Source organism: Candidatus Zixiibacteriota bacterium (assembly GCA_035574315.1).
In the GTDB taxonomy this organism is placed as follows: domain Bacteria; phylum Desulfobacterota; class Binatia; order UBA9968; family UBA9968; genus DATLYW01.
Genome location: DATLYW010000037.1, coordinates 89,468 through 113,318, shown reverse-complemented (window position 1 = coordinate 113,318; position 23,851 = coordinate 89,468). Strand labels below are relative to the sequence as shown.

General features: G+C 65.9%; 28 protein-coding genes and 1 riboswitch. Of the genes, 21 read left to right on the top strand and 7 right to left on the bottom strand.

Translation table 11 applies throughout. The features are described 5' to 3' along the window. The first annotated feature begins 8 nt into the window (after positions 1 to 8). Positions 9 to 1,355 carry an aminomethyl-transferring glycine dehydrogenase subunit GcvPA gene (gene gcvPA, locus VNN77_13240; GenBank protein HXG52354.1) on the top strand — a complete coding sequence of 449 codons (1,347 nt, stop codon included), beginning with the start codon at positions 9 to 11 and terminating at the stop codon, positions 1,353 to 1,355. Continuing rightward, positions 1,333 to 2,835 carry an aminomethyl-transferring glycine dehydrogenase subunit GcvPB gene (gcvPB, locus tag VNN77_13235; GenBank protein HXG52353.1) on the top strand — a complete coding sequence of 501 codons (1,503 nt, stop codon included), beginning with the start codon at positions 1,333 to 1,335 and terminating at the stop codon, positions 2,833 to 2,835. Before gcvPA ends, gcvPB begins: the two co-directional genes overlap by 23 nt. 3 nt (positions 2,836 to 2,838) lie before the next feature. On the opposite strand, the gene VNN77_13230 is transcribed toward gcvPB, so the two are convergent. After that, a complete protein-coding gene (locus VNN77_13230; GenBank protein HXG52352.1) occupies positions 2,839 to 3,645 on the bottom strand; it encodes a TonB family protein in 807 nt (268 codons plus the stop codon). Between the two features lie 90 nt (positions 3,646 to 3,735). Between VNN77_13230 and VNN77_13225 the strand changes: the two genes are divergently transcribed. Further along, entirely contained in the window at positions 3,736 to 3,942 is a 207-nt protein-coding gene (locus tag VNN77_13225) for a twin-arginine translocase TatA/TatE family subunit (protein ID HXG52351.1), read from the top strand. Here VNN77_13225 and VNN77_13220 read toward each other — a convergent pair. Next, positions 3,939 to 4,961 (bottom strand): DUF3426 domain-containing protein, encoded by a 1,023-nt coding sequence (locus tag VNN77_13220; GenBank protein ID HXG52350.1) that lies wholly within the window; start codon positions 4,959 to 4,961, stop codon positions 3,939 to 3,941. The two genes, VNN77_13225 and VNN77_13220, sit on opposite strands and share 4 nt — an antisense overlap. Before the next feature lie 137 nt (positions 4,962 to 5,098). Between VNN77_13220 and VNN77_13215 the strand changes: the two genes are divergently transcribed. The 3 genes from VNN77_13215 to VNN77_13205 are packed head-to-tail and all read left to right on the top strand — an operon-like array spanning position 5,099 to position 6,625. After that, a complete protein-coding gene (locus tag VNN77_13215; GenBank protein HXG52349.1) occupies positions 5,099 to 5,668 on the top strand; it encodes a sigma-70 family RNA polymerase sigma factor in 570 nt (189 codons plus the stop codon). Beyond that, entirely contained in the window at positions 5,665 to 6,204 is a 540-nt protein-coding gene (locus VNN77_13210; GenBank protein ID HXG52348.1) for a zf-HC2 domain-containing protein, read from the top strand. The genes VNN77_13215 and VNN77_13210 overlap by 4 nt, the downstream gene beginning before the upstream one ends. Next, positions 6,161 to 6,625: a hypothetical protein gene (locus VNN77_13205; protein HXG52347.1), complete on the top strand. Its 465-nt coding sequence runs from the start codon at positions 6,161 to 6,163 to the stop codon at positions 6,623 to 6,625. The genes VNN77_13210 and VNN77_13205 overlap by 44 nt, the downstream gene beginning before the upstream one ends. 18 nt (positions 6,626 to 6,643) lie before the next feature. On the opposite strand, the gene VNN77_13200 is transcribed toward VNN77_13205, so the two are convergent. The 3 genes from VNN77_13200 to VNN77_13190 form a co-directional block, all read right to left on the bottom strand. Beyond that, complete coding sequence (locus tag VNN77_13200; protein ID HXG52346.1) at positions 6,644 to 7,645, bottom strand: cysteine synthase family protein; 1,002 nt, start codon at positions 7,643 to 7,645, stop codon at positions 6,644 to 6,646. 14 nt (positions 7,646 to 7,659) lie between these two features. Continuing rightward, entirely contained in the window at positions 7,660 to 7,938 is a 279-nt protein-coding gene (locus VNN77_13195) for a ubiquitin-like small modifier protein 1 (GenBank protein HXG52345.1), read from the bottom strand. A 73-nt stretch (positions 7,939 to 8,011) separates the two neighbouring features. Beyond that, the gene (locus VNN77_13190; GenBank protein HXG52344.1) at positions 8,012 to 8,779 is read right to left on the bottom strand and encodes a HesA/MoeB/ThiF family protein; all 768 of its coding nucleotides are present in this window, start codon (positions 8,777 to 8,779) and stop codon (positions 8,012 to 8,014) included. Positions 8,780 to 8,839: 60 nt separating this feature from the next. After that, positions 8,840 to 8,950: riboswitch (SAM riboswitch) on the bottom strand. A 227-nt stretch (positions 8,951 to 9,177) separates the two neighbouring features. Here VNN77_13190 and VNN77_13185 point away from each other — a divergent pair. The 6 genes from VNN77_13185 to VNN77_13160 all read left to right on the top strand — a co-directional run bounded on the left by VNN77_13185 (position 9,178) and on the right by VNN77_13160 (position 16,553). Next, on the top strand, positions 9,178 to 10,626 hold the full coding sequence (locus VNN77_13185) for an MmgE/PrpD family protein (GenBank protein ID HXG52343.1): 1,449 nt from the start codon (positions 9,178 to 9,180) through the stop codon (positions 10,624 to 10,626). Next, entirely contained in the window at positions 10,602 to 11,975 is a 1,374-nt protein-coding gene (locus tag VNN77_13180) for an MmgE/PrpD family protein (protein HXG52342.1), read from the top strand. The genes VNN77_13185 and VNN77_13180 overlap by 25 nt, the downstream gene beginning before the upstream one ends. Before the next feature lie 95 nt (positions 11,976 to 12,070). Continuing rightward, positions 12,071 to 13,090: an extracellular solute-binding protein gene (locus VNN77_13175; protein HXG52341.1), complete on the top strand. Its 1,020-nt coding sequence runs from the start codon at positions 12,071 to 12,073 to the stop codon at positions 13,088 to 13,090. Positions 13,091 to 13,101: 11 nt separating this feature from the next. After that, on the top strand, positions 13,102 to 14,829 hold the full coding sequence (locus VNN77_13170; GenBank protein HXG52340.1) for an iron ABC transporter permease: 1,728 nt from the start codon (positions 13,102 to 13,104) through the stop codon (positions 14,827 to 14,829). 4 nt (positions 14,830 to 14,833) lie between these two features. After that, on the top strand, positions 14,834 to 15,922 hold the full coding sequence (locus tag VNN77_13165; GenBank protein ID HXG52339.1) for an ABC transporter ATP-binding protein: 1,089 nt from the start codon (positions 14,834 to 14,836) through the stop codon (positions 15,920 to 15,922). Then, the gene (locus VNN77_13160; protein HXG52338.1) at positions 15,876 to 16,553 is read left to right on the top strand and encodes an arylesterase; all 678 of its coding nucleotides are present in this window, start codon (positions 15,876 to 15,878) and stop codon (positions 16,551 to 16,553) included. Before VNN77_13165 ends, VNN77_13160 begins: the two co-directional genes overlap by 47 nt. Here the strand turns inward: VNN77_13160 and VNN77_13155 are convergent. Then, complete coding sequence (locus VNN77_13155; protein HXG52337.1) at positions 16,507 to 17,418, bottom strand: CPBP family intramembrane glutamic endopeptidase; 912 nt, start codon at positions 17,416 to 17,418, stop codon at positions 16,507 to 16,509. The genes VNN77_13160 and VNN77_13155 overlap by 47 nt on opposite strands. A 37-nt stretch (positions 17,419 to 17,455) precedes the next feature. Here VNN77_13155 and VNN77_13150 point away from each other — a divergent pair, with 37 nt between their 5' ends. From VNN77_13150 to VNN77_13120, 7 genes are read left to right on the top strand one after another with little or no spacing between them, the layout of a single operon-like run. After that, positions 17,456 to 18,199 carry an SDR family NAD(P)-dependent oxidoreductase gene (locus tag VNN77_13150; GenBank protein ID HXG52336.1) on the top strand — a complete coding sequence of 248 codons (744 nt, stop codon included), beginning with the start codon at positions 17,456 to 17,458 and terminating at the stop codon, positions 18,197 to 18,199. Positions 18,200 to 18,256: 57 nt separating this feature from the next. After that, positions 18,257 to 18,385: a hypothetical protein gene (locus tag VNN77_13145; protein ID HXG52335.1), complete on the top strand. Its 129-nt coding sequence runs from the start codon at positions 18,257 to 18,259 to the stop codon at positions 18,383 to 18,385. A 12-nt stretch (positions 18,386 to 18,397) separates the two neighbouring features. Next, entirely contained in the window at positions 18,398 to 18,766 is a 369-nt protein-coding gene (locus VNN77_13140; GenBank protein HXG52334.1) for a hypothetical protein, read from the top strand. A 48-nt stretch (positions 18,767 to 18,814) separates the two neighbouring features. Further along, the gene (locus VNN77_13135; GenBank protein ID HXG52333.1) at positions 18,815 to 19,069 is read left to right on the top strand and encodes a BolA family transcriptional regulator; all 255 of its coding nucleotides are present in this window, start codon (positions 18,815 to 18,817) and stop codon (positions 19,067 to 19,069) included. 20 nt (positions 19,070 to 19,089) lie between these two features. Next, positions 19,090 to 19,419, top strand: a complete 330-nt coding sequence (grxD, locus tag VNN77_13130; protein ID HXG52332.1) for a Grx4 family monothiol glutaredoxin — start codon at positions 19,090 to 19,092, stop codon at positions 19,417 to 19,419. A 46-nt stretch (positions 19,420 to 19,465) separates the two neighbouring features. Next, positions 19,466 to 19,843 carry a tetratricopeptide repeat protein gene (locus VNN77_13125; GenBank protein HXG52331.1) on the top strand — a complete coding sequence of 126 codons (378 nt, stop codon included), beginning with the start codon at positions 19,466 to 19,468 and terminating at the stop codon, positions 19,841 to 19,843. Then, positions 19,840 to 20,592, top strand: a complete 753-nt coding sequence (locus tag VNN77_13120) for a DUF4197 domain-containing protein (protein ID HXG52330.1) — start codon at positions 19,840 to 19,842, stop codon at positions 20,590 to 20,592. Before VNN77_13125 ends, VNN77_13120 begins: the two co-directional genes overlap by 4 nt. A 77-nt stretch (positions 20,593 to 20,669) precedes the next feature. Here the strand turns inward: VNN77_13120 and VNN77_13115 are convergent, their stop codons facing one another. Continuing rightward, on the bottom strand, positions 20,670 to 21,395 hold the full coding sequence (locus VNN77_13115; GenBank protein HXG52329.1) for a hypothetical protein: 726 nt from the start codon (positions 21,393 to 21,395) through the stop codon (positions 20,670 to 20,672). 325 nt (positions 21,396 to 21,720) lie between these two features. Between VNN77_13115 and VNN77_13110 the strand changes: the two genes are divergently transcribed. Beyond that, entirely contained in the window at positions 21,721 to 22,977 is a 1,257-nt protein-coding gene (locus VNN77_13110; GenBank protein HXG52328.1) for a M20/M25/M40 family metallo-hydrolase, read from the top strand. Then, positions 22,968 to 23,849: an ABC transporter substrate-binding protein gene (locus VNN77_13105; GenBank protein HXG52327.1), complete on the top strand. Its 882-nt coding sequence runs from the start codon at positions 22,968 to 22,970 to the stop codon at positions 23,847 to 23,849. Before VNN77_13110 ends, VNN77_13105 begins: the two co-directional genes overlap by 10 nt. The last annotated feature ends 2 nt before the right edge of the window (positions 23,850 to 23,851 follow it).

Sequence of the window (23,851 nt, the reverse complement as noted above, 5' to 3'; positions counted from 1 at the left end):
ACCCACCGATGCGGTATACCCCTCACACGGCCGATGACAAGCGGCGCATGCTCCGCGAGATCGGCCTCGACAGCGTCGAAGAGCTTTTCGAGCAGGTGCCGCGGAGCCTGCGCGAGCGCGCCCGGATCCGCCTGCCGGACGGCCTTTCCGAGCCGGCGGTGCTCCGGCGCCTCGCCTCCCTCGCAGCGCGCAACGGCGCCGCGTCGGGATGGAGTTTTTTTCTCGGTGGGGGAAGCTACCACCACGCGATCCCGGGAGCGGTGGACGCGATCGTTTCACGCTCGGAGTTCGCGACCTCCTACACCCCGTACCAGCCGGAGGTCAGCCAGGGAACCCTCCAGGCGCTCTTCGAGTTCCAGACGCTTGTCTGCCAGCTGACCGGCATGGAGGCGGCCAACGCCGGCGTTTACGACGGCGCGTCGGCTGCGGCCGAAGCAGTGCTGATGTCGCGGCGCGTGCAGCCGGCCGGGCGCCGGCGCGTGCTCGTCTCGCGGGCGCTGCACCCGCAGTACCGGCAGGTGATCGCGACGTATCTCGCCAATCTCGAGGGTCTGCGCCTGGAGGAGGTCGGTTACGATGCCTCCGGCGTGACCGACGTCGCCCAGCTCGCCGACCGTCTCGGCGACGACGCGTTGTGCGCGGTGGTCGGCTACCCTAACTTCTTCGGCGCGGTGGAAAATCTGGAGCCGCTGCGGGCCGCGTGCGAGCGCGCGGGAGCGCAGCTGATCTCGGTGACCACGGAGCCGCTCGCCCTGGGCCTCCTCAAGCCGCCCGGGGAGTTCGGCGTCCCCATCGCGGTGGGCGAGGGGCAGAGCCTGGGCGTTCCGATGGCGTTCGGCGGCCCGGGCTTCGGCTTCTTCGCGACACAAAAAAAATTTATCCGCAGTCTGCCGGGACGGCTCGTCGGCGAGACCGTCGACGTCGAGGGACGGCGGGGCTTTGTGCTGACTCTCGCCACCCGCGAGCAGCACATCCGCCGGGAAAAGGCCACCTCCAACATCTGCACGAGCCAGACGCTGTGCGCGCTCGCCGCCACGGTCTACCTGTCGTTGCTCGGCCGGAGCGGCCTACGCCGGCTCGCCGAGATCAATCTCAGCCGGGCGCACCGGGCGGAAGCCCTGCTCGCGGCGAGGGCCGGCCTGCGGCGGCGATTCAGCGCGCCTTTTTTCAACGAGTTCGTCGTCCAGTCGAGGGACCCGGAGGCGCTGATGCGCCGCTGCGCCGAGCACAAGATCGTGCCCGGCATCCCGCTCGGTCGATGGTATCCCGAGCTGGCCGACGCGGTGCTCGTCTGCGTGACGGAAATGAACGAGGGAGAGGAGATCGAGAAGCTTGCCACCATCGCCGCCGCCTGAAGCGCCGGGACGCGACCGCCAGCCGCTCATCTTCGAAACCGGGTCTCCGGGCCGCAGCGCTTTTTCGTGGCCCGAGGAGCCTTCGCTTGCAGCCGAAGTGCTGCCCGCCGGCCTGGTGCGTGCGGACATCCCGGGTTTCCCGGAAATGGGAGAGCTCGAGGTGCTGCGCCACTTCACGCGGCTGTCGCAGCGCAACTTCGGCATCGAGACGAACTTCTATCCGCTCGGCTCGTGCACCATGAAATACAATCCCAAGGTGAACGAGGCGGCGGCGCGGCTGCCGGGCTTCGCGCTGGCGCACCCGCTCGCGCCCGCGGCGCTGGTCCAGGGGGCGATGGAGCTGCTCTACGAGCTGGAGCGCGCGCTTGCGGAAATCGGCGGCATGGACGCGGTGAGCCTGCAGCCCTCCGCCGGAGCGCAGGGGGAGCTCACGGGCCTGATGGTGATCCGGGCGTATCTCAAGGAAAGGGGCGATCCCCGGCGCAAGGTGATCGTGCCGGATACCGCGCACGGCACCAATCCCGCCAGCTCGACGCTCTGCGGCTACGAGGTCGTCCAGATTCCGTCGAACGAGGAGGGCGTGATCGACGCGCCGGCGGTCGAGAAGGCGATGAGCGAGGATGTCGCGGCGCTGATGGTCACCAACCCCAATACGCTCGGGCTCTTCGAGAAGCACATCGAAGCGGCCGCGGCGGCGGTGCATGCGCGCGGCGGCCTCGTCTATCTCGACGGCGCCAACCTGAACGCGCTCATGGGCATCGCGAAACCGGGGGACATGGGCGTCGACGTTCTGCACATGAACCTGCACAAGACCTTCGCCACGCCCCACGGCGGCGGCGGCCCGGGAGCCGGCCCGGTCGCGGTGAAGCGTTTTCTCGCCGACTACCTGCCGGTGCCGCGGGTCGAAAAGCAGGACGGCATGTTCCGCTGGGTCGAGGACTGTCCGAAGTCGATCGGGAGGGTGCGCTCGTTCTTCGGCAACTTCGGCGTGCTTGTGCGCGCCTACGCGTACATTCTCGCGCTGGGAGCCGACGGGCTCGAAGAGGCGAGCCGCATGGCGCTGCTCAACGCCAACTACGTCCGCAAGAAGCTGGAAGGCCATTACAGCCTGGCCTACGAGCAGCCCTGCATGCACGAATGCGTCTTCACCGACCGCCTCCAGCATCGCCACGGCGTGACCACGCTCGATATCGCCAAGCGGCTGCTCGACTACGGGTTTCACCCGCCCACGATCTACTTTCCGCTGGTCGTTTCCGGGGCGCTGATGATCGAGCCCACGGAAACCGAAACGCCGGAGACGCTGGACGCCTTCGTCGCCGCCATGATCGCGATCGCGGAGGAGGCGAAGAACACCCCGGAGGTGGTGAAGAACGCGCCGCACACGACGCCCGTGCGCAGGCTCGACGAGGCGCGGGCCGCGAGAAGGCCGATCCTGCGGTGGGAGCCGCCCCGGCAAGGGGGCGGCGAGAACGCCGGTTGAGCTTCAGCGCCCCTGGGGCGCGAAGCGGTAGTTCAGGCGCCGATTGTCGAGGTATTCGAAGCTCGCCACGATGTCGAGCCGGGGCTTGTCGATCCACGGCGGAATCGGCTTGAACGGGGCCGCGGCCTTCACGGCGCGCAACGCTTCCTCGTCGAGCAGGTGCGACCCCGAGGAGCGGATGATCCGGGCGCTCTCCAGCTCGCCGTTCCCGAGCACCGAAAATTCCAGCAGGAGCTTTCCCTGAAGCCCGTAGCGCAGCGCCGGCTCGGGATATTGCCAGACAAGCTCGATCGCCCGCTTGATGCTTCCGAAATAGGTGATGTATTGCGGGTCCTTCGTGTCCAGCTGGACGGGACCTTCGCCTCGTCCCGTTCCCCGCCTGGCAGACCACGAAAGCGGCGGCAGAAGCTCCTTCAGCGCCGGAAGCGGTCGCTCGGTGATCTCGATTTTCTCATCCGGCTGCAGCCTGCGTGCAGGGGGCGGCTCTTCGGGCCGGCGATCGTGCGCACCGGAAGATTCCGCCGCGGGGGGCCTCTCCTCGAGCATGGGCGAGCTGCGCCGGGCGATGATCGCCGGGGCTTTCGAGGGACGGGTCGGGGCCGGAGCCGCGCGAGCAGCGGGAGCCCCCGAGGACTTCGGGGCCCTGGCCGCCGGCGGTGGCGCGGATGCCGGAGAGAGCAGCGAAACCGTGATCGGTGCCGCGGGAGCGGGAAGCGGCCGCGGCGCGGGGAAGAGGAGCAGAGCCAGAGCGTGCAGCAGGAGCGATGCCGCTAGAAAGCGCGTGAAGGAGAGGGCGCTCGACCGGTCCACGCGTCCATGTTACTGCAGGGCAACGCGGCGATCAAACCTCGGTTTGCAAAGGCTTGCCGCGACGACTAGAATCCTCGGAACGGAGGGGCGATGTTCGGATTGGGATTCGGCGAGCTTCTGGTTATCCTTCTGATCGTGCTGGTGCTGTTCAGCCGGCGCCTTCCCGATCTCGGCGAAAGCCTCGGAAAGGGAATCCGCAAGTTCCGCAAGTCGATCCGCGAGCCGGACGAGATCGACGTCACGCCCAAGGAAAAGGCGGACGGGGACGACAGCGGCGGCAAGACGCCGCCGGGCTAGGACTCGCCCTCGGCGCCGATGACCTCGAAGCTGAAGCTGGCGATCTCCTTCGAGGGCTTGAGAAAAACGATCGCGAAGGGGACCGAGTCCCCGGGCGGGATCTCGAACGTCTTCAAAGGCTTCAGCCGCTGCAGGTCCTGGATGTCCTGTGCAGTCATGCCGCGGATGATCTTGCGCGAGATCGCGTTTCCGACCCACATCGACTGCTGCTCGATCTCCTTGCCTTCCCGATCGTAGACGCGGCCGCCGACGCGCATGGCACGAATCACCACCGGATTGTAATTCACGGCCATGCCGCTGATCACGAAAACGTCCCGGTTGCCCTGGATGGTCTGATAGTCGGCCCGGATCGAGCGGATCTCCACGCCGTTTTTCAGATGATGGTTGCGAACCAGCGCCGGCCCGAGCAAAGGAATCTTCTTGAGCGCCGATTCGGCGGCGGCGGGGTAGCTCCGGTGGTAGGCCGCGAGAAAGGCGAACAGGATGACGAGAAGCGCGAAGAGCGTCCAATAAGGACCCGTGGACGCCTGCTGCTCGTCCGGTCGCTCGTGCAGAGGAGGGATCGGAGCGTACCTCACGTCTTCGGCCGGCGCAGCGGGGGCGGGCTCGGGTTTTCTGACGCCGCCTTCGCGTTCGCCGGCGATGGTGAACGGAGTTTCCGGACGGGTGTCGACGTCGGGAAGCGACCACTGTTCGTCCCCAGCGGGGCCGGCGGGCGAAGAGGCTCGGGGCGGCTGCTCGGGGCGAGCCCGCTCGCGCGCGACCGGGCCGGGTGGAGGCGCCTCGCTCTTGCTCTCCTTCGGCGGAAAGGCGAAGCTCAGCTCGTGATCCTCGGGCTCGGCCGGTGGCTGCGGGATTTCGGGCAGCGACGGCTGTTGCGGCTCTCCCTTTTCCAGCTCGGCCGCCTCCAGCTCAAAGGTATGCTTGCAGCGCGAGCAGCGGAAAGCCGGCTTCGTCCCCTTCACGACGTCGTCGGATACCTTGTAGGTGGTCCTGCAGCTGGGGCAGCGCACGATCATAATCGCTCTCCGGCGGTCGGCGGGACGCGAATCGACACGAAACCGGCTTCATTGTATTGGAATTCGCGAAGATTTCAACGTTTTGCTATTAGGTTGTTTTCCGTTTCGTTGAATAAATGCCGCGAGCGCGCCGTCTAATGAGCAAGGCGATCGTGCAGTCGAGCGACCCGGAGCTGGTCCGAAGGTGTCAGGACGGTGATGTCGACGCCTTCCAGGAGCTTGTGTCCCGGTACCACCAGAAGGTCTATATGGTGATTTTCGGCCTCTTGAGAAACCGCGACGACGCGCTCGAGGTGGCGCAGGAGACCTTCTTCCGCGCGTACCGCAAGATCGGGGATTTTCACGGCGGCTCGACCTTCTACACGTGGCTTTATCGTATCGCGGTCAACCTGGCGATCGACTCGCAACGACGGCAGAAGCGCAATCCGGTCGACTTCCGCGAGTCGATGGACGGGGTTTTCGAGGAGCAGAGGGATTTCGCCCGGGACCCGTTTGCCGACGTCCACGACCGGGAGCTGCGGGAGGGGCTGATCGCCGCGATCAATGATTTGACTCCAGAGCACAAAGCCGTCATTGTGCTGAGAACCATCGAAGGGATGTCCTACAAGGACATCGGGGAAGTTCTGGGCTGCTCCGAGGGCACCGTGATGAGCCGCCTGCACTACGCCCGCAAGAAGCTGCAGGAGAAGCTGGGCGGGTTCCTATGACGGCGTGCGAGAACACCAGGGAGCTGCTCGGAGCGTGGCTGGACGGCGAGATCGGAGGCGCGCAGGGCGAATCGGTGCGTGCGCACCTGGAAGAGTGCGTGGCGTGCCAGGCGGAGCGGCGGCGGCTGGAAAGGCTGAACGCATCGCTCCGGAGCGTGCTCCGCGATCGGGCGCCGCGCCCCGCGTTCGACCCCTTCTGGCGCGCGGTTGCGGGCAGGATCGCGGAGCGGCGCTCCCGGCGCGAGCGGGTCGTGGAAAGCTTGCGTGACGCGCTCGCGTCGCCGCGGCTGGTCTGGGCGGTCCCGGCGCTGATCGCGGTGCTGATCGGGGTCGTCTCCCTGGAGCCGTTGCTTTCGAGCTGGAGAGCCGGTTCCCGCGGCAACTTCACCGTCGTGGAATCGATCAACGCCCACGGGCGCAGCGTCGGCCTGTTCCGCGAGGACGAAACGAAAACCACGGTCATTTGGCTGTACCAGAACCAGGAAGACGACGATGAAGCTCCCGTGGAAAACAGCGACGCGAGCCCTGCTTTTTAGCACGCTCCTCGGCGCGGGCGCGCCGGCGCTCGGCGCGGAGAGCGCCGCGCCCGCGGTCGAGATCAAGATCGGAACGATCCTCGCGAGCAATCAGAGCGACGAGTTCGACGGGCGCCTGGCCCCGCTCGAAAAGCAGCTCAAGGTGATGAAATACCGCTCTTACCGGCTCGTCGGGGAGGAGGCACAGAACGTGCCGTGGAAAGGAAAGGCGGTTTTCGAGATTCCGGGAGGCCGCGCCCTGACCGTGACCCCGGAGGCTTTTCGCAACCGTCAGATCGCTCTCAAGGTGAGCCTGACGGAAGGGCAGAAGCGGCTGCTCGATACCACGGTCCGGCTGCAAAACAAAGGGAACTTCCTGCTCGGAGGGCCGCCGCACGAGGGCGGCGCTCTGGTGATCTCGATCTGGGCCACGGTGCCCTGACCGCGGCCCGGACGGTCTTCAGATCGCGAACTTCAGATTGCCGACCGCCATCCGGTCGCGCCAGCCCACCCAGAGATTGGTGCTCAGGTATTTGTCGCCGAAGTCGGGGAAGATCGTCACGATCGTGCCGGACTCCAGCCGGCGCGCGAGCTTGAGCGCGGCGAACATCGCCGCACCGGAAGATTGCCCCACGAGCACGCCTTCCTCCTGGCTCAGGCGGTAGACCATTGCGTAGGCGTCTTCCGTTGAGACGGGGAATTTGTCGTCGAGCTCTTCTTCGTGGTAGATCGCGGGCACGATCGAGCTCGCCATGTGCTTCAGGCCTTCGAGCCCGTGAAGCGCGTCGTCCGGCTCGACGGCGATGACACGGATCGACGGGTCGACCTCCTTGAGATAGCGGCCCACGCCCATGATCGTTCCCCCGGTGCCGATCCCGGCGACGAAGTGGGTGATCCGGCCGCGCGTTTGTCGGTAAATCTCCGGTCCAGTGGTCTCGTAGTGCGCCTGCGGGTTCATCGGGTTCGAGTACTGGTCGGGCTTGAAGTAGCGCGCCGGATTCTGCTCGAAGATCTTGCGGCACAGGCGGATGGCGCCGTCGGAGCCCTCGAGCGGATCGCTGAAAGTGACCTTGGCGCCGTAAGCGTGCAGGATGTGCTTGCGTTCGACGCTCACGTTGCCGGGAACGACCAGCTCCACGGGATAGCCGAGGACACAGCCGATCATCGCCAGAGCGATGCCGGTGTTGCCCGAGGTGGAATCCAGGATCGTTTTTCCACGCGTCAGCTTCCCGCTTCGAATCCCTTCCTGCACCATGCGCAGCGCGGCCCGGTCCTTGACCGAGCCGCCGGGGTTGAAGCCTTCCAGCTTGGCGAAGATGCGCACCCCGGAGGGCAATCCTTCGGTGATCCTGCGGATCTCGAGCAACGGTGTGTTGCCGATCAGCTCGAGGACCGATTCGACCTTTCTGAGCTCCCGCCTCTCCTCCGGGACGGGGCGCAGCACGGGACTGATCGATGCCATGCCTCCGCTCCGGCTCAGCGGCCGCCCGCGATGGCGGGGACGATGGAGATGCTGTCCCCTTCCTTGAGAGAGGTCTCGAGGTTTTGCAGGAAACGGATGTCGTCGCCGTTGACGTAGACGTTCACGAAGCGCCGGATCTTCCCGTTCTCGTCGCAGATCCGCTCCTTGATTCCCGGAAACTTCCTTTCCAGGTCCTCGACGATCGCCTTGACCGTGCTCCCCTGAGCATCGACCTCGTCCGCGCCGTGCGTGAATTTGCGAAGCGGCGTGGGCACGCGGACTCTAACTGCCATAAAATCAAACCTCCTTGACCAGTTTAAATCAGAACATCTTTCACTTCCACCGACCGGCGCCTCGAGCCCCGCCTTACAGTTGCGGGCGCAGCCCTCCGCAGGCGCTGCAGCTCTGGTCCCTCCGAACCTCCACGGCGTGGAACTTCATCGCCCTGGCGTCGAAGGTGAGCAAGCGGTCGGTGAGCAGGCCCTCCTCGATCCCGGCGAGCACCTTGATGGCTTCGGCTGCCTGGATCGAGCCGATGGTTCCGGCCACCGCCCCCAGGATTCCGGCCTGCTGACACCCCGGAATCTCGGCCGGCGGAGGAGGCTCCCGGAAGACACAGCGGTAGCAGGCGCTCTTTCCCGGAATGACCGTCATGGTCTGGCCCTGGAGCCGCACGATTCCCGCGTGCGAGAACGGTTTTCCCAGGGCAACCGCCTGATCGTTGACCAGGAACTTGGTGGCGAAGTTGTCGCTTCCGTCGACGATGAAGTCGTAGCCGGCGAAGATCTCCGCGGCATTGTCGGCCTCGAGACGCAGGGGATAAGTCTCCACCGCGACTTCTGGATTGAGCTGCCGGAGGCGCTCCCGTGCGGACTCGACCTTGGGCCGGCCGATGTCCGCCGTCGAGTGGAGAATCTGCCGCTGGAGGTTCGACAGCTCGACGCGGTCGCTGTCGACCAGCCCGAGCCCTCCGATGCCGGCTGCGGCGAGGTAGAGCGCGGCCGGGGAGCCGAGGCCCCCTGCGCCGACCACGAGCACGCGGGCTCGGCGCAGGCGGATTTGCGCCGCGCCCCCGAGATCCGGAATCATGATCTGGCGGCTGTAGCGTTCGATCTGCTCGGCGGTCAGGCTCATCGCCGTCTCGTACCAAAAAAAAACCTCTTCCATCGCAAAGATAAGAAGAGGTCGACCCTCACCTTATCTTTCTCCCGTTGCCGGGAGCGGGAATTAGCACCAGCGTTCCCTCTTCAGGAACCGGTTGCTGTGGCTTCGAAGGGCCGATCCCTCCACCACTCTGGATAAGGTGCCCAGACAATCGGGTAAGCTAGCCCAGGGCCCTCGCCGTGTCAACAGCCGCACGGCCGAGGCATCATGGCGGAACGGCGAAAATCTCTTGTTTTTCACCCGGTTTTAATATTTAAAGGGAAGCCAGCGGCAACCAGGCTTCCACTAATAAAGAGTATCCGGTTTTTGATTGTTGGCGAAGCGCCGCGTGGCGGCAGACCTGGGCCGAGCAGACCCGGAGGAGAACGATGGGGATCACGCAGGAGATAGCCGATTTCGTCGCCAGGACCAGGTACCGCGATCTCCCTGCGGAGGTCATCCGACTGGCGGAAGGCTTCATCCTGGACGGTCTGGGTGTGGCGCTGGCGGGTTCCACGGAAAAGGGGGCGCGCATCATCCAGGCGTACGTCCGCGAGATGGGCGGAAGAGAGGAGGCGAGCATCCTGGGGCACGGCTGGAAAGCTCCGGCCCCGATGGCCGCGCTGGTAAACGGTGTGGCGGGCCATGCGATGGATTACGACGACACCCAGCTCTCGACGTCCAGAGAAGCGGTTTACGGCCTGCTCACCCACCCGACGACGCCCGTTCTGGCGGCGGCCCTTGCGCTGGCCGAGCGGGAAAAGGCGGGAGGGCGGGACCTCCTGCTGGCATACGTTCTGGGAGTCGAGGTCGAGTGCCGGATCGCCGACGCGATCAACCCGCGCCACTATCAGTCGGGGTTTCACTCGACGGCGACCATCGGGGGCCTCGGGGCCGCGGCGGCGTGCGCCAGGATCCTCGGCTTGGGACCGGAGGCGCTCGCCCGGACTCTGGGAATCGCGGCGAGCATGGCCGGGGGGTTGCGGGAAAATTTCGGCACGATGACCAAGCCGCTCCATGCCGGACGCGCGGCCGAAAACGGCGCCATGGCGGCGCTGCTGGCACGCGCCGGCCACACCGCGGCGCCGAACATCCTCGAGGCTCCCAGGGGATTCTACAATGCCATGGCGGGCGGCTACGACGCCGCCAAGATCTCGGGAAGGCTCGGTCGTCCCTACTTCCTGGTCGAGCCGGGGATCTCGATCAAGCCCTATCCGTCGGGCTCGCTCTCGCACCCGGCCCAGGATCTGATCCTCGATCTCGTCAAGAAGCACGACCTTCGTCCCGAGGATATCGCTTCGATCGAGGTGGGAACCAACTCGAACGTTCCGAACGCGCTCATTTACCCGATGCCGAAGACCGCGCTCGAGGGGAAGTTCAGCATCCCGTTTTGCATGGCGATCGGGGTGCTGGAGCGCAAGGCCGGAATCGCGCAGTTCAGGGACGCCAAGGTCCGGAACCCGAAAGTCGTCGATCTCATGCGGCGGGTGAAACTCTATGTCGACGAGGAGCTGGAAGCGCTCGGCTACGATCAGGTTCGCTCGCGGGTGCGGGTTCATCTGAAGGACGGCACCGTCATCGAGGGCCGATACGATGTCGCCCGCGGACATCCCGAAAAACCGATGACATGGGAGGAGTTGTGCGAGAAGTTCCGCGACTGCGCGCGCCTGGTGCTGCCGAAGCCTCGCATCGATGAGGCGATCGACGCGGTCACGCGGCTGAAGTCCGGGGGCCCGATCGATCCGCTCCTGCGCGCCGTCGCCGGAGGGCGCGAGCGGCCCAGAGCACGGCCGGCGCAGAGGAGAGCTCAGGCATGGAGACCTGTTCGCAGCAGATAGCCCGTTTCGTCTCCTCGCTCGAGCTGGGCGCGGTTCCGCCTGAGGTTACGGCCAAGGCGAAGCTCGTTTTCCTCGACACGCTCGGCGTTGCACTGGCCTCGTCGACGATGGACTTCGGGAGAATGGTCTGCGGGGTCGCCGAGCGATTGGGCGGGGCGCCGCACAGTACCGTGATCGGGTCGCGGATCCGGGCGGCGGCGCCCAACGCCGTGCTGGCAAACGGGACTCTCGCCCATGGGCTGGACTACGACGACACGCTGGAGGAAGCGATCGTCCACACGGGATGCTGCGCGGTGACGACGGCTCTGGCGGTGGGCGAGGAAGTGGACGCCAGCGGTGCCGCCGTGCTGGAAGCGGCGATCGCCGCGACGGAGGTGCTCTGCAAGGTCGGTCTGGTAGCGCCGGGGAGGTTCCATGCGCGCGGCTTTCATCCGACGGCGGTCTGTTCCACCTTCGGCGCGGCCGCTGCGGCGGGGAAGCTCTACCGCCTCTCGGAGCCGCAATGGGTCGATGCCCTCGGGCTGTGCGGGAGCCAGAGCTCGGGCATCATCGAGTATCTCGCCGACGGGACCTGGACCAAGCGCCTCCACCCGGGCTGGTCGGCCCACGCGGGCGTGATCGCGACCTGGCTCGCGGCTCAGGGTTTTCGCGGACCGGCGACGGTCTTCGAGGGCCGCCACGGCTTCTATCGCTGCTTCGGGGGTCCGGACGACTATGATTTTCGAGGGCTGGCGGAGCTCGGCCGGGCCTGGGAAACCCCGCGGCTGACGTTCAAGTCGTATCCCTGCGGCTCGATATCCCATCCCTACATGGATTGCGCTCTGAGGCTCCGGCAGAAGCACGGTCTCGTCCCGGCACGCATCGCGGAGATCGTCTGCCGGACGGCCGAAGGGCCGGTGCACCGGCTCTGGGAACCGCTGGAAAGCAAGCGGCGGCCGGCGACCTCCTACGGCGCCAAGTTCAGTCTGCCGTACAGCATCGCCGCGATCCTGGTGCGTGGAAGAGCCGGCCTGGAAGAATTCTCCGAAGCGGCGATCCGCGATCCGCAAATTCTCGCGCTCGCGGCAAAGGTCCGCTACGAGCTGGACCCGTCGATCGACTACCCCCGCCACTTCTCGGGCCACGTGCGGGTCGTGCTCGACGACGGGACGGTCCTCGAGGAAAACCAGCCGCACCCGCGGGGCGGACCCGAGTGGCCGCTGCCGCCGGAAGAGCTGCAGGAGAAGTTCCGCGCGAACGCTCGCCTCGCCCTGCCGGAATCGAGGGCGGAACGAATCATCGCCGCCGTCTCTTCGCTGGAGGAGCTTTCGTCGATCCGGGAGCTGACGGAGCTGCTGCGGGCGGGGTGAGACGGGGCGGGCGGGGCGCTTGCGTCATCGAAGCCTGTCGGCTATGGAGGATTGGGCTCAGGGGATCCATGCTCACAGGAAGGAGGTAAGAATCCATGATGAGGCTCGTTGCCGCGCTGGCGGCCGTTTGGTGTCTCGGCGGCGTGTCGGTCGCTTTCGCCCAGGATGCCGCGCTCGTCCAGGCCGCGAAAAAAGAGGGCAAGGTCGTCTGGTACACCTCTCTGGCGATCCCTTCCTCGACCGCGATCGCGCACGCGTTCCGCACGAAATACCCGGGCGTCGACGTCGAGGTCCATCGCACGGGGTCGCAGCGCGTGCTGCAGAGGGTGATGCAGGAGGCCGGAGCGGGCATCAAGAACGCCGACATCATCCATACGTCCGACGCCGGCCATTTCGTGCTGCTCAAGGAAAAGGGAATGCTGCTCAAGTACACGCCGCGCGGGGTAGAGCCTTTTCCCTCCGGATTCAAGGACAAGGACGGCTATTACTTCGGAATGAGGGCGACGCTCTCGGTGATCGCGCACAACCCGAAGGTCGTGCCCGAAAAAGACGCGCCGAAGACCTGGAAAGACCTGCTCAACTCGAAATGGAAGGGCAGGATGGTGAGCGCCCATCCCGGGTACAGCGGGATCATCATGACGCACGTGCTCGCTCTGGTGAACCTCTACGGCTGGGACTACTTTCGCGATCTGGCGAAAAACAGCCTGCACCTGGTGCAGTCGGCCAACGATCCCGCCGGCGTGGTGGCGTCGGGGGAGCGCCCGATCGGCGTGAACGGGGCGGAGTACTTCTATTACAAGACGCTCAAGCAGGGAAATCCGATCAAGATCGTCTACCCGGCGGAGGGAGTCCCGCTCGTGGTCTCCCCGGTGGCCGTCGCCAAGGACGCTCCGCACCCCAACGCCGCAAAGCTCTTCATGGAGTTCATCTTCGCCCGCGAATCGCAACAGCTGCTCGCCGATCGTGAGGGGCTGTACACCGGTCATCCGGCCGTCACCTATCCGCCGGACAAGCCGAAACTGAAGGACCTCAAGCTCCTGAACGCGGATCCCGACGAGCTCGAGAAGAGAAACGCCGAGATCAAGAAGCGGTTCACGCAGTTTTTCGGCGCGTAAGAGGCTGACCGATGTCGATCGCCGGTACGGAAACGATCGGCCGGGCACGGGCCGCCGTGCGGCTCGGGCTCGCGACGCGCGACGCGACGCTGCCCGTGTGGGCCGGCGTCGCGTTGCTGCTCGTCTTTCTCATGGTGCTCCCGCTCGCTTCGCTGGTGAGCACGAGCCTGGTGGACGAGACCGGGATCACGCTCCGCAAGTACGTCGAGGTCTTTACCAACGCCGCGTTCCTCAAGGCGATCTGGAACACGATCGTCGTCTCGTTCTGGGTCGGGATCATCGCGGTGGCCGCCGGCGGGTCGATGGCGTGGCTGGTGACGCGCACCGACCTTCCGCTGAAGCGGTGCGTGCGCGCCCTGGTCATGGCGTCGTTCGTTACGCCGCCGTTCCTGGGCGCGTTCGCGTGGACGCTGCTGGCCGGGCCGAACGCGGGAGCGCTCAACAAGCTCTACCGTGCACTCACGGGAAGCGACGGCTTTCTCTTCAATATCTTCACCCTCGAAGGGCTCATCTTCGTGATGGCCCTTTACAGCTTCCCTTACGTTTTTTCCATGATCGCCAACGTCTGCGAGCTGATCTCCTCGGACCTCGAGGACGCGGCGGTGATCCTGGGCGCGAGCAAGGTGCGGACGGCGTGCACGATCACTCTGCCGCTGGCGCTGCCGGCGCTGCTCGGCGGCTTCATCGTCGCCTTTCTCCACTCCCTGTCGCTGTTCGGCGCGCCGGCGATCCTCGGGCTGCCCGCCGGCATTCACACGATCACCACCCAGATCTGGACGTTCTTCCAGTATCCGCCGCGGCTCGACCTGGCGGCGGCCTTTTCGGTGCCGCTCCTGCTGGCCACGATGGCTCTGATCGCGCTGCAGAAGAAGATCCTCGGGCGGCGCGGCTTCAGCACAGTGGGCGGCAAGGGTGGGCAGCGGCGGCTGGTGCGGCTGGGATGGGCGCGCGTCCCGGCCTTTTTGCTGGTTGGGGGCGTCCTCTCGTTGTCGATTTTCCTGCCCTACTGGATCCTGCTCAAGGCGGCGTTCTCGAAAGCCTGGGCGGTGCCGCTCGACTGGGACAACTTCACGCTGAACAACTTCAAGTTCGTCCTTTTCCAGTACACCGACACGCAGCGGGCGATCTTCAACACCTTCAAGCTCGGCGTCCTCACCGCCACGGCGGGAACGCTGCTGGCGACGCTGGTCGCCTACATCACCAACCGCAACATCCTGCGGGGCGCCCGCTTCCTGTCGTTCTTCGCTCTGGCGCCGCTGGTCATCCCCGGGATCGTGCTCGCCGTCGCGCTGTTCATCGTCTACACGCGGCCGCCGATCGTCCTCTACGGCACGGTGTGGATCCTCTTCGTCGCCTATCTCACCAAGGAGATGCCGATCGGCTTTTCCCAGGCGGAGTCGACCTTCAAGAGCATCCACCCGGAGCTCGAGGACGCCAGCCGCATCATCGGCGCGAACCGGCTGACGTCGCTCAAGGACGTGACCGCGCCGCTGGCGCGCTCGGGCCTGATCGCCGCCTGGTGCTTCATTTTCATCGGCGTGATCCGCGAGCTCAGCGCGTCGATCCTCCTGTTCTCGCCGGCGTCCAAGGTCGTGTCGGTGGTGATCTTCGACCTCAAGGAAGAGGGGCTCGTGGGCGCGATCTCGGTCCTCGGTATTTTTCTCCTGCTGGTCTCCTTCGCCGTCATCCTGGCGGTGCATTGGGCGGCGGGCCGCGATCTGGCGGGCGGCCGCGAGTGACGCCGTGGCGACTGTAACGCTGACCGGACTGACGAAGAGGTTCGCGGAAACCGCCGCGGTCGAGGATCTGCACCTCGAGATCGCCGACGGCGAGTTCGTGTCGTTGCTCGGCCCGTCGGGCTGCGGCAAATCGACGACGCTGCGCCTGATCGCCGGCTTTCTCCAGCCGGACGCCGGCGAGATCCGCGTCGGCGGCGGGCTGGTCTCTTCGCCTTCGGTCCTGGTGCCTCCCGAGCGCCGGTCGATGTCGATGATCTTCCAGAGCTACGCGGTCTGGCCGCACATGACCGTCGCGCAGAACGTCGCTTACGGGCTGAAGTTCAAGAAGCTCTCGCGCCGGGAGATGGACCGCAGGGTGGAACGTTTCCTGAAGCTGGTGCGGCTCGAGAGCTTGAAGGACCGCTACCCGGCGGAGCTCTCGGGCGGCCAGCAGCAGCGTGTGGCGCTCGCCCGAGCCCTGGTCGTCGAGCCGCAGATCCTGCTGATGGACGAGCCGCTCAGCAACCTCGACGCGAACCTGCGCGAGGAGATGCGCTTCGAGATCCGCCGGCTGCACGAGGAGGTGCGCATCACGACCGTGTACGTCACCCACGACCAGGCCGAGGCGATGGCGACCTCGGACCGCATCGCCGTGCTGAACGCCGGCAGGATCATCCAGGTAGGGGCCCCGACCGAGATCTTCGACCGGCCGAAGACGCGTTTCGTTGCCGAGTTCGTGGGCAAGACCAACATCCTGAGCGGGCGCTTCGAGGGAGCCGACACGCTCCTTCTCGGCAACGGCGGGCGCGTCCGCGTCGCGGGAAACGGCGGGCCGAGCGGCGGCGAGGGCATCGTCTGCCTGCGCCCCCACAACATCGTGCTGGCAGCCGGGGAATCGGAAGCCCGGCAGCTGGAGGACCGCGGCTATAACGTCTTTTCCGGGGTGATCCGGCGGTCGATCTACTTCGGCGATGCCATCGACTACACGATCGAGCTGCCCTCTTCCCCGGTGGCGTTGCGGGTGCTCGCGCCGCCGTCCCAGCGCTACGCCCTGAATCAACCGATCTATGCGGCCGCCCGCCCGGAGCACTGCGTCGTCCTCAAGGAACGGTAGGATAGCGGCCGCGGCGCTGCTGCTGGCATGCGCGCTGCTCGGGTGCGGCGGCGATCCGTACGGCTCGATCCGCAACCTCCGCTCGGCGGGACGGACGGTAGTCTGCTTCGGCGACAGCCTGACCGAAGGCGTCGGCGCCGAAGCGGGCCGGGACTATCCGTCGGAGCTGGGGCGCCTGCTGGGCATGGCGGTGGTGAACACCGGCCGGCGCGGGGACACCTCGGGAGAAGCCCTGGCGCGCGTGGAGCAGGACGTTTTCGAGCATGACCCGCGGGTGGTCGTAGTGCTCCTCGGGGGAAACGATTTCCTGCGAAAGGTGCCGCTCGCGGAAACGAAGAAAAATCTCGCCGCAATCGTCGCCCGGGTCCAGGAGCGGGGCGCGATGGTGGTTGTCGCGGGCATCCGCCTCGGCCTGTTCGCGGACGAGTACGCGGATCTCTTCGAAGAGGTGGCGGAAAAGCTCGGGGCGCTCTATGTGCCCGACGTCATGAGCGGCATCCTTTCCGATCCCGCGCTCCGCTCCGACCGCATTCATCCGAACGCGGAGGGCTACCGCCTCATCGCCGGACGGATCGCGGAAAAGCTCAAGCCCCTCCTCGAGCGTGCCGATCGATTGCGCCGGGGCGGGTGAGGTAGTGGACCGCGGCGCCGACGAGGGCGATGCCGATCCAGGCGGCGACGCCGCTGACGAGCTTGGGATCGGTCTCGCCGAAGAGCCACCCGAGATCGTCACGGCGGTAGTCGCCGAAGACACGGATGATCTTGAGACCGAAGACCCACCCGGCGTGGAGGCCGATCGACAGGTAGAGCGCGCCGCTCCGCAGAAAGGCGTAGCTCAGGACCAGGCCGATCAGGAACAGCCCGACGGCTCCCGGCAACAGCTCCGCGGGATCGAGAAACGGGGAAAAAGTGTAGGCCAGGTGCCGGAAGCCCGCCCACGGGTCGGGACGATCGAGAAAATAGCGCTCGCCGGGCTTCACGAAATGAATCAGGGCGTAGAAAAGATTGGCCAGCACGAAGGCGCGCGCGGTTTTTCCGGACGCCAGAAGCCCCTTGAACAGGATGCCGCGAAAGAAGACCTCCTCGAGCGACCCTGCGAAGAAACCCGAGGCAAGCGCGTCGGCGACGCGGCGAACGGACTCGCCGGGCGCCAGGCGGAAGAAAGGGGTGAAGATACCGAAGGCAACGAGCCCCGCAACCAGCACCGCCACGGAGCCGGTGGCGAGCGACCAGCCGGTCGCGATCTCGGCCGCGGCCCCGGGCCGGCGTTCCAGTCCAATCCCCGCGAGGCCGCCGACGCGGAGAAATTTCCGCCCGGCGACGAACAGGACGAAACCGGAGACCATGAAGGTGCGGTTGAAGATGCGCGAGAAGGGATAGCGGTCGGCCGAATCGCGAAGAAACCAGTCGGCTCCCGCCGCCATCCACGGGCTGACGGCGCAGGTGAGCAGCAGCGCGAGGAGCATGTAGAGGACCAGCCGGTGATGCGCGTTCATTCCGAGTGCTCCGCGATTATGGTATAGCATGCCTCGCATGGGAAGCGAGATCGAAAAACCGCTCGCCGGCAAAACGGCCCTGGTCACCGGCGCCAGCCGGGGCATCGGCAAGGCGGTGGCGCTTGCCTTCGCCCGCGCCGGAGCCGCGGTCCTGATCTGTGCGCGGGGCGTGGAGGCGCTGCGGGCGGCGGAAGCGGAGCTTCGCGGCGCAGGCGCGACGGTGATCGCCGTCGGCGCCGACGTCGGCCGGGCGGAGGACGTCGACGAGCTGATGCGCGCAGCGCGCGAGCGTTTCGGCGGGCTCGACATCCTGGTCAACAACGCGAGCCTGCTCGGACCGCGCGTCGCGATCGTGGAGTACCCGCGGGCGGCGTGGGAAGAGGTGCTCCGGGTGAATCTTACGGGGCCGTTTCTGCTGATTCAGGAGGCCCTCAGGATCATGATTCCGCGCCGCAGCGGTTCGATCATCAACGTGTCCTCCGGCGTCGGACGCGTCGGCAAGCCCCGCTGGGGCGCTTACTGCGCCTCGAAGTTCGCGCTGGAAGGGTTGACGCAGATGGTCGCCGAGGAGGTTCGCGAATACGGCGTTCGTGTGAACTCGGTCAATCCGGGCCCGACACGAACCGCGATGCGCGCCGCGGCCTATCCCGAGGAGGATCCGTTGTCGCTCCCGGCGCCGGAGGAGATCGCCGGGGTCTTCGTCTATCTTGCCTCGGACGCCTCTGCCGCTGTGACCGGGCAGGCGCTCGAAGCGCGCGATTGGCGGAAAACGGGGATTTGACGGCCCGGAGTCGCCCGCGGTAAAAGCAGCGCAGCGAAAAGAAGCGCGGAGGTTCCCATGAAGTACTCGATCGGCGGGCAGCTTCCCGATCTGGAATTCGTCGACCACGACGGCCGGTCCGTCCGGCTGTCGGAGCTGGCCGGCAATTTCCCCCTGATTCTCTGCTTCTACCGCGGCTACTGGTGACCGAAGTGCCAGGTGCAGTTGCGCCGTTTAGTGGAGTTCCAGAGGGAGCTGGCGGTCAGCTACTGCAGGCTCGCCGTCGCCAGCGTGGACCCGCCCGAGGTCAGCGCGGCATTCCGGGCCGGGCTGGGAGCCGAGTTTCCGTTTCTGAGCGACCACGACCGTAAGATCGTTCGGTCGCTCGACATGACCGAGACGTCCAGGAGCCGCGGGGTAACGGCGATCCCCTATACCTTTTCGCTGCTGCCGGATCTCACGATCCACAACCTGTACTGCGGCTACTGGTACGTGGGCCGGCCGACGCTCGACGAGCTGCGAATCGACCTGAGAGAAATGATGAAAAAGGTCCGCAGCGACTTCGATCCTCAGCCCGGCTCGTCCTGAGAGCGCCGCTCGCTTGAAAGGGCGGTCGCGACCCGGTACAATTCGGGCGTGATCACCGCCGAAGAGATCAAGAATACGCTGGAAAAAGCCTTTCCGGTGTCGACCATCGAGCTGCAGGATCTCACCGGAGGGGGCGACCACTGGCAGCTCCTGATCGTGTCCCCGGCGTTCGAGGGCAAGGGATTGCTCGAGCAGCACCGGATGGTCAACGAGGCGCTCCGCGACCCGATGCAAGATCAGCGTATCCACGCGCTGACGCTCAAACTTTTTACGCCGTCCCAGTGGGAGAAGCTCGGCCGCTGAGGCGGCGTCGGGAGGAAATGATGGCGGATGACATCCTCAACCAGATCGACGAGAAGGTAAAGAAAAACAAGGTGATGCTTTACATGAAGGGATCGCCCGATTTCCCTCAGTGCGGCTTCTCCGCCCACACGGTCGAGATCCTTCGATCGTACGGCTATCCCTTCGCCACCGAGGACGTGCTGGCCGACCCGCGGATTCGCGAGGGAATCAAGCGCTACTCCAACTGGCCGACGATCCCGCAGGTTTTCATCGACGGGAAGTTCATCGGCGGCTGCGACATCCTGCACGAGCTGCACGAGCGAGGCGAGCTGGAATCGATGCTGAAGGCGGCGTTCGCAAAGGGCGAATAGCCGCGTCGGCCCGTCGCCCGGACGACCTCCCGGGGGAAACGAAGAAATGCGCGCCAAGCCCGCCGTTCTGGCGCCCGGGTTTCTCCTCCTGTGGCTCGCAGGCTGTGCCGCGATCGACCTTTTCCACCCCGCGCAAGCGAGCTTCCAGCAGGGAGTGGCTCTGTTCAACCGGGGGCAGTTCCGCGAAGCCATCCCTTATTTCGAGCAAGCCATTCATGACGATCCCAACTTCGCCCAGGCCTATCTGTACCTCGGGCGGTCGCACCTGAGCCTGCGTCAGTGGCGGGAAGCGCTTCATCCGCTGCGAACGGCCTACCAGCTTGCGCCCGGGGAGGCGAAGCAGGAGGTTTTCAATCTCCTGACCGACGTGTTGTTCGCCGCCGCCGTTGACGGCCTCGCTCCGGAACGACCGAGGTCTCCTTGAGCTGCGATCCCGCGGGCTTCCGGCCGCCAAGTACGCTGGCGGCGGGCCTTGCGCTCGTTGCGGCGCTGCTCGCGCCTTCGGGGAACACGGCCGCGCAGCTGGGAGAAATCTTCAAGGGTCTCGACGCTCCGCCGACGGCTCGCGGGGAAGCGAGAATCGGCGCGGGGCTGCGCGAGGCGCTCAAAATCGGCACCGAAAACGCGGTGCTGCAGACGGGCCGGACCGACGGTTTCTTCGCCAACCAAGCGATCAAGATCCTCCTCCCCGCTCAGCTCCGCGCGATCGAAACGCCGCTGCGATTCGTGGGCTATGGACCGCAGCTCGACGAATTCGTTTTGAGCATGAACCGGGCCGCAGAGAAGGCGGTGCCGTTCGCCAAGGAGATTTTCTGGGAGGCGATCGGCGAGATGACCTTCGAGGACGCCCGCTCGATCCTGCAGGGTTCCGACACCGCCGCCACCGACTACTTCAGGGCAAAGACCTCCAAAAAGCTCTACGCCGCGTTTCGTCCCACCGTCGAGCGGGCGATGAAGGAGACGAACGTCGTTCGCCGGTACGAGGATCTGCTCGCACGCTACAGAGAGATCCCGTTCACCGAAAGCATCAGTTTCGACATCAACCGCTATGTCACTGAAAAGACGATTGACGGGCTGTTTTACGTCGTGGCGCAGGAGGAGAGGAAAATCCGCACCGATCCGGCAGCGCGGGTCACCGGGCTTCTTAAGGAAGTGTTCGGCGGACGAAAATAGCGGACACTTCAGCCCTCGCGCTTCGAGACAGGGAAGCGGGAGCTAGCAAGCAGAAACTGCTAGCCGGCGAGCGGCCGTCAACCGGCCAGCGTCGCCATCAGCCGGCCGAAGCCGGCGATCCTTTCCTTCACGCGCGCGAGCCGCAGCGCGTGCCAGATGTAGGCCTGGCAGCTCGTCACCACGGGCTTTCCGATCTCCCGCTCCAGGAGATCGACGTCCGCGATCGTGGGCCAGCGAGGGCACGGCACGAAAACGCCGTCGGCCGCCGGCGCCTGCTCGTAGAGGCGCTTGGCGATCCGGTAGGCGGCATGGACCGGCATGTCGGTCAGGTCGGCGTTCTTGCGCACGCCGTAGCCTTCGATCTTGAGCACCTCGAAGCCGGAAGCCTCGAGAAACGCCTTCATTCTCAGGTTGAGCGTCTCCTCGTGCGGCGTGGCGACCACGACTTTGCGGATCCCGAGGGTGCGCAGGGCCTCCACCTCGCCGGTGATCCCGGGCGATACGGGCACGCCGAATTTCGCGGTGAGCTTCTGGCCCATCGCGGTGTCGCTGCCGTAGCCGAGCCTGGTAAAGAGCGGCGATCCGCCGATGATGATCGCGTCGCACCTGTTCTCGACGAGGTCCGCCGTCGCCTCCTCGATGCGCTCGAGCTGGCGGTCGAAGTCGGCATCGACCAGCTGCCGGATCGTCCCCGTGCTGTTGAGCAGCATGAAGCCCTCCGGCAGCATCCGGTAGAACTCGTAGACCAGCGTGTCGCCGCGCGACGGGGCGACGTGACCGATCTTTGCGCGCCATCCGTACATGGCAGGAACCCTCCTCAGAGCCCGGCCGCGCCGGCGCGACAAGCCGGCAGCCGCAGAAAAGGGGAAAGGAAATCGGCGAGCACGCCGTCGATGTCGAGCGCGATCCGCACGGAAGTACCGATCCGACCGCTGCGCGGCGTCCGACGGGGCCGCTTTGCGGCCGGTCAGGGTTCAAAAAGTTCGACCCGAAGGCCAGGAACCCAAAACCGCAAGCCATTTTACTAAGCGAAAGATCGTCGCGCGTCAACTCCGCTCGTTGGCAGCCATCGGCGGGTGTGTTACAGAACATGAACGCAATCTCGGCAACGAACGGAAGGAGCAGGGAATGGAAGAGCAGGTCCTCGAACAGGTCGACCGGCAGCGTCTGGTGGAGCTTGCGTGCAACGCCGCCAACATCGTGAGCCTCACAGGCGAGGAGAAAGAGTTCGCCGAATACCTCGGGCGGGAATTCGCGGAGCTCGGCATGGAGGTCGAGTATCAGGAGGTCGAAGAGGGGCGGCCGAACGTGATCGGCAGGCTCAAGGGCACCGGCGGCGGCGCCACGCTGATGTTCTGCGCGCACCTGGATCACTTCGACAGCCCGCAGGAGACCAAGGTGGAGGACGACCGGGTCTACGGCCGGGGGCTGGTCAACATGAAAGCGGCCTTCCCGTGCTATCTCGAGGCGGTGGCCGCGATCCAGCGCGCGGGGGTTCGGCTTAAGGGCGACGTGATCATTTCCGGTGTCGTCGGCGAGATCGAGAAGGCCCCGATCGGGAGGTTCCAGGGAAAGAGCTATCGGGGAGCGGGAATCGGCGCTCGTTATATGATGGATCACGGCGTCACTGCGGATATGTGCATCATCGGGGAGCCGACGGGGCTGCACCTGCAAATCGGCAACGCCGGGCTCGTGTGGGCCCGGGTGAGCGTCGACGGCAAGGCCACCCGGTTCGTGCTCGCCGCCGCGCGGGTGGCGCAGGCGATCCAGGATTGGGAAAAGGAGTACCAGCGCAAGTACACGCACAAGTTCATGCTGCCCACCGTGCAGATCGGCGCAATCGAGGGGGGCAATCCGTTCAAGCCGGGAACGCGGCCAACTACGGATCTCTTCGTCATCGTCAAGACCCTGCCGGGAACCCCGCCGATGGAGATCCGGAGGGAGCTCGAGCAGGTGTGTGAAAAAGTGCGCAGGCGCGACGGCGACATTCTCGACGTCCGGGTCGATCTCTATCTTTCGACCGACGGTTACGAGATTCCGAAGAGCGAATACGTCGTCAAGGCGATGGAGCGGGCGCACAAGAGAGTCTTCGGAACGCCGGTTCCCTATTCGAAGCCGGTCCGCTACGGTATCACGAGCGACGGCTCGCGCATCGCCGCGTACGGGGTTCCGAGCATCACCTACGGCCCGGGCTTCGGCACGCACCTGGTCGATCCGACGGAAACCAAGGCGCCGGCGGAGTGGGACACCCCGAGCGGCCTGCGCCGCGGCGTGGGCATCGAGAACATGGTAAACTGCACGAAGGTGTACGCGCTGGCGGCGCTGGATATCTGCACCAAACCTCGCGCGGCGGTCGTCCCGGCCCGGAGAAAGATATGGAGCTGACGGTCGCGCATTACCGCAACCGTTTCTGCATGTTCAGGACCTACTACGCGCTGGCGGCCGGGAAAGTCCGCCCGCCGGGGCTGCGCATCGAGGTGGTCGAAGTACCGGATCCTCCGAGCCGCGCCCTCGAGGAAGCGTTGATTCGGGGCGACGTCCATGTCGCCAATCTCTACGTCGCCAATTTTCTCCGGCGAAAGCTCGAAGGCGCCCCGATCGTCGGGCTTGCGACCGAGTGGAAATCGACGCTCAAGGGCAACGGCGTTTTCGTGCGCCGCGACGGTCCGATCCGCAAGCCGCAGGACCTCGCGGGCGCCCTCATCGCGACGCACCAGGGCCCGCATGCGATCCATCGTTATCTGCTGCGGCGCGCGTGGGGCGTCGACGACGCGACCCTGCGCTGGGAAGCCCGGCCCCAGGAAGAGCTGCTCGAGGCGCTGCGGAGCGGGCGTGTCGACGCGGTGGTGCTCCTGGATCAATTTTTCTTTCGCGGCGAATCGGCGCCGGACGTCCGCTGCCTCTACACGGACGGCGAGGCGTGGATGCGCCTGACCGGCTTCGAACAGATGATCAAGCATATGGTGGCCGTGCGCGAAGAGTGGCTCGCCCGCCATCCGGAATCGAAGGAATCGGTGCTTCGGGCGTTTCGCGACTCGTTCGCCTACAGCGAGCGCCATCTCGAGGAGATCGGGGAAGCCTTCGTGCGCCGCTACGGCGGCGACCGGGACGCCCTGCTCGCCTCGGCGCGCTACCCCCGGATCGAGTTCACCTGGACCGACGAGGAGCAACAGATCTTCCAGGCGGAGATGGAGATGCTCGTCGCAACCGGCGCCATCCCGCGGAGCGTGCCGATCGCCTCGCTCTTCGCCGCCTAGGG

Excerpts from the sequence above, each read along its gene's own strand:
- gcvPA (HXG52354.1), top strand. The coding sequence starts at position 9 with ATGCGGTATACCCCTCACACGGCCGATGACAAGCGGCGCATGCTCCGC.
- VNN77_13225 (HXG52351.1), top strand. The coding sequence starts at position 3,736 with ATGTTCGGATTGGGATTCGGCGAGCTTCTGGTTATCCTTCTGATCGTG.
- VNN77_13220 (HXG52350.1), bottom strand. The coding sequence starts at position 4,961 with ATGATCGTGCGCTGCCCCAGCTGCAGGACCACCTACAAGGTATCCGAC.
- VNN77_13215 (HXG52349.1), top strand. The coding sequence starts at position 5,099 with ATGAGCAAGGCGATCGTGCAGTCGAGCGACCCGGAGCTGGTCCGAAGG.
- VNN77_13210 (HXG52348.1), top strand. The coding sequence starts at position 5,665 with ATGACGGCGTGCGAGAACACCAGGGAGCTGCTCGGAGCGTGGCTGGAC.
- VNN77_13205 (HXG52347.1), top strand. The coding sequence starts at position 6,161 with ATGAAGCTCCCGTGGAAAACAGCGACGCGAGCCCTGCTTTTTAGCACG.
- VNN77_13200 (HXG52346.1), bottom strand. The coding sequence starts at position 7,645 with ATGGCATCGATCAGTCCCGTGCTGCGCCCCGTCCCGGAGGAGAGGCGG.
- VNN77_13195 (HXG52345.1), bottom strand. The coding sequence starts at position 7,938 with ATGGCAGTTAGAGTCCGCGTGCCCACGCCGCTTCGCAAATTCACGCAC.
- VNN77_13190 (HXG52344.1), bottom strand. The coding sequence starts at position 8,779 with ATGAGCCTGACCGCCGAGCAGATCGAACGCTACAGCCGCCAGATCATG.
- VNN77_13185 (HXG52343.1), top strand. The coding sequence starts at position 9,178 with ATGGGGATCACGCAGGAGATAGCCGATTTCGTCGCCAGGACCAGGTAC.
- VNN77_13180 (HXG52342.1), top strand. The coding sequence starts at position 10,602 with ATGGAGACCTGTTCGCAGCAGATAGCCCGTTTCGTCTCCTCGCTCGAG.
- VNN77_13175 (HXG52341.1), top strand. The coding sequence starts at position 12,071 with ATGATGAGGCTCGTTGCCGCGCTGGCGGCCGTTTGGTGTCTCGGCGGC.
- VNN77_13170 (HXG52340.1), top strand. The coding sequence starts at position 13,102 with ATGTCGATCGCCGGTACGGAAACGATCGGCCGGGCACGGGCCGCCGTG.
- VNN77_13160 (HXG52338.1), top strand. The coding sequence starts at position 15,876 with ATGCGGCCGCCCGCCCGGAGCACTGCGTCGTCCTCAAGGAACGGTAGG.
- VNN77_13155 (HXG52337.1), bottom strand. The coding sequence starts at position 17,418 with ATGAACGCGCATCACCGGCTGGTCCTCTACATGCTCCTCGCGCTGCTG.
- VNN77_13150 (HXG52336.1), top strand. The coding sequence starts at position 17,456 with ATGGGAAGCGAGATCGAAAAACCGCTCGCCGGCAAAACGGCCCTGGTC.
- VNN77_13145 (HXG52335.1), top strand. The coding sequence starts at position 18,257 with ATGAAGTACTCGATCGGCGGGCAGCTTCCCGATCTGGAATTCGTCGAC.
- grxD (HXG52332.1), top strand. The coding sequence starts at position 19,090 with ATGGCGGATGACATCCTCAACCAGATCGACGAGAAGGTAAAGAAAAAC.
- VNN77_13125 (HXG52331.1), top strand. The coding sequence starts at position 19,466 with ATGCGCGCCAAGCCCGCCGTTCTGGCGCCCGGGTTTCTCCTCCTGTGG.
- VNN77_13115 (HXG52329.1), bottom strand. The coding sequence starts at position 21,395 with ATGTACGGATGGCGCGCAAAGATCGGTCACGTCGCCCCGTCGCGCGGC.
- VNN77_13110 (HXG52328.1), top strand. The coding sequence starts at position 21,721 with ATGGAAGAGCAGGTCCTCGAACAGGTCGACCGGCAGCGTCTGGTGGAG.
- VNN77_13105 (HXG52327.1), top strand. The coding sequence starts at position 22,968 with ATGGAGCTGACGGTCGCGCATTACCGCAACCGTTTCTGCATGTTCAGG.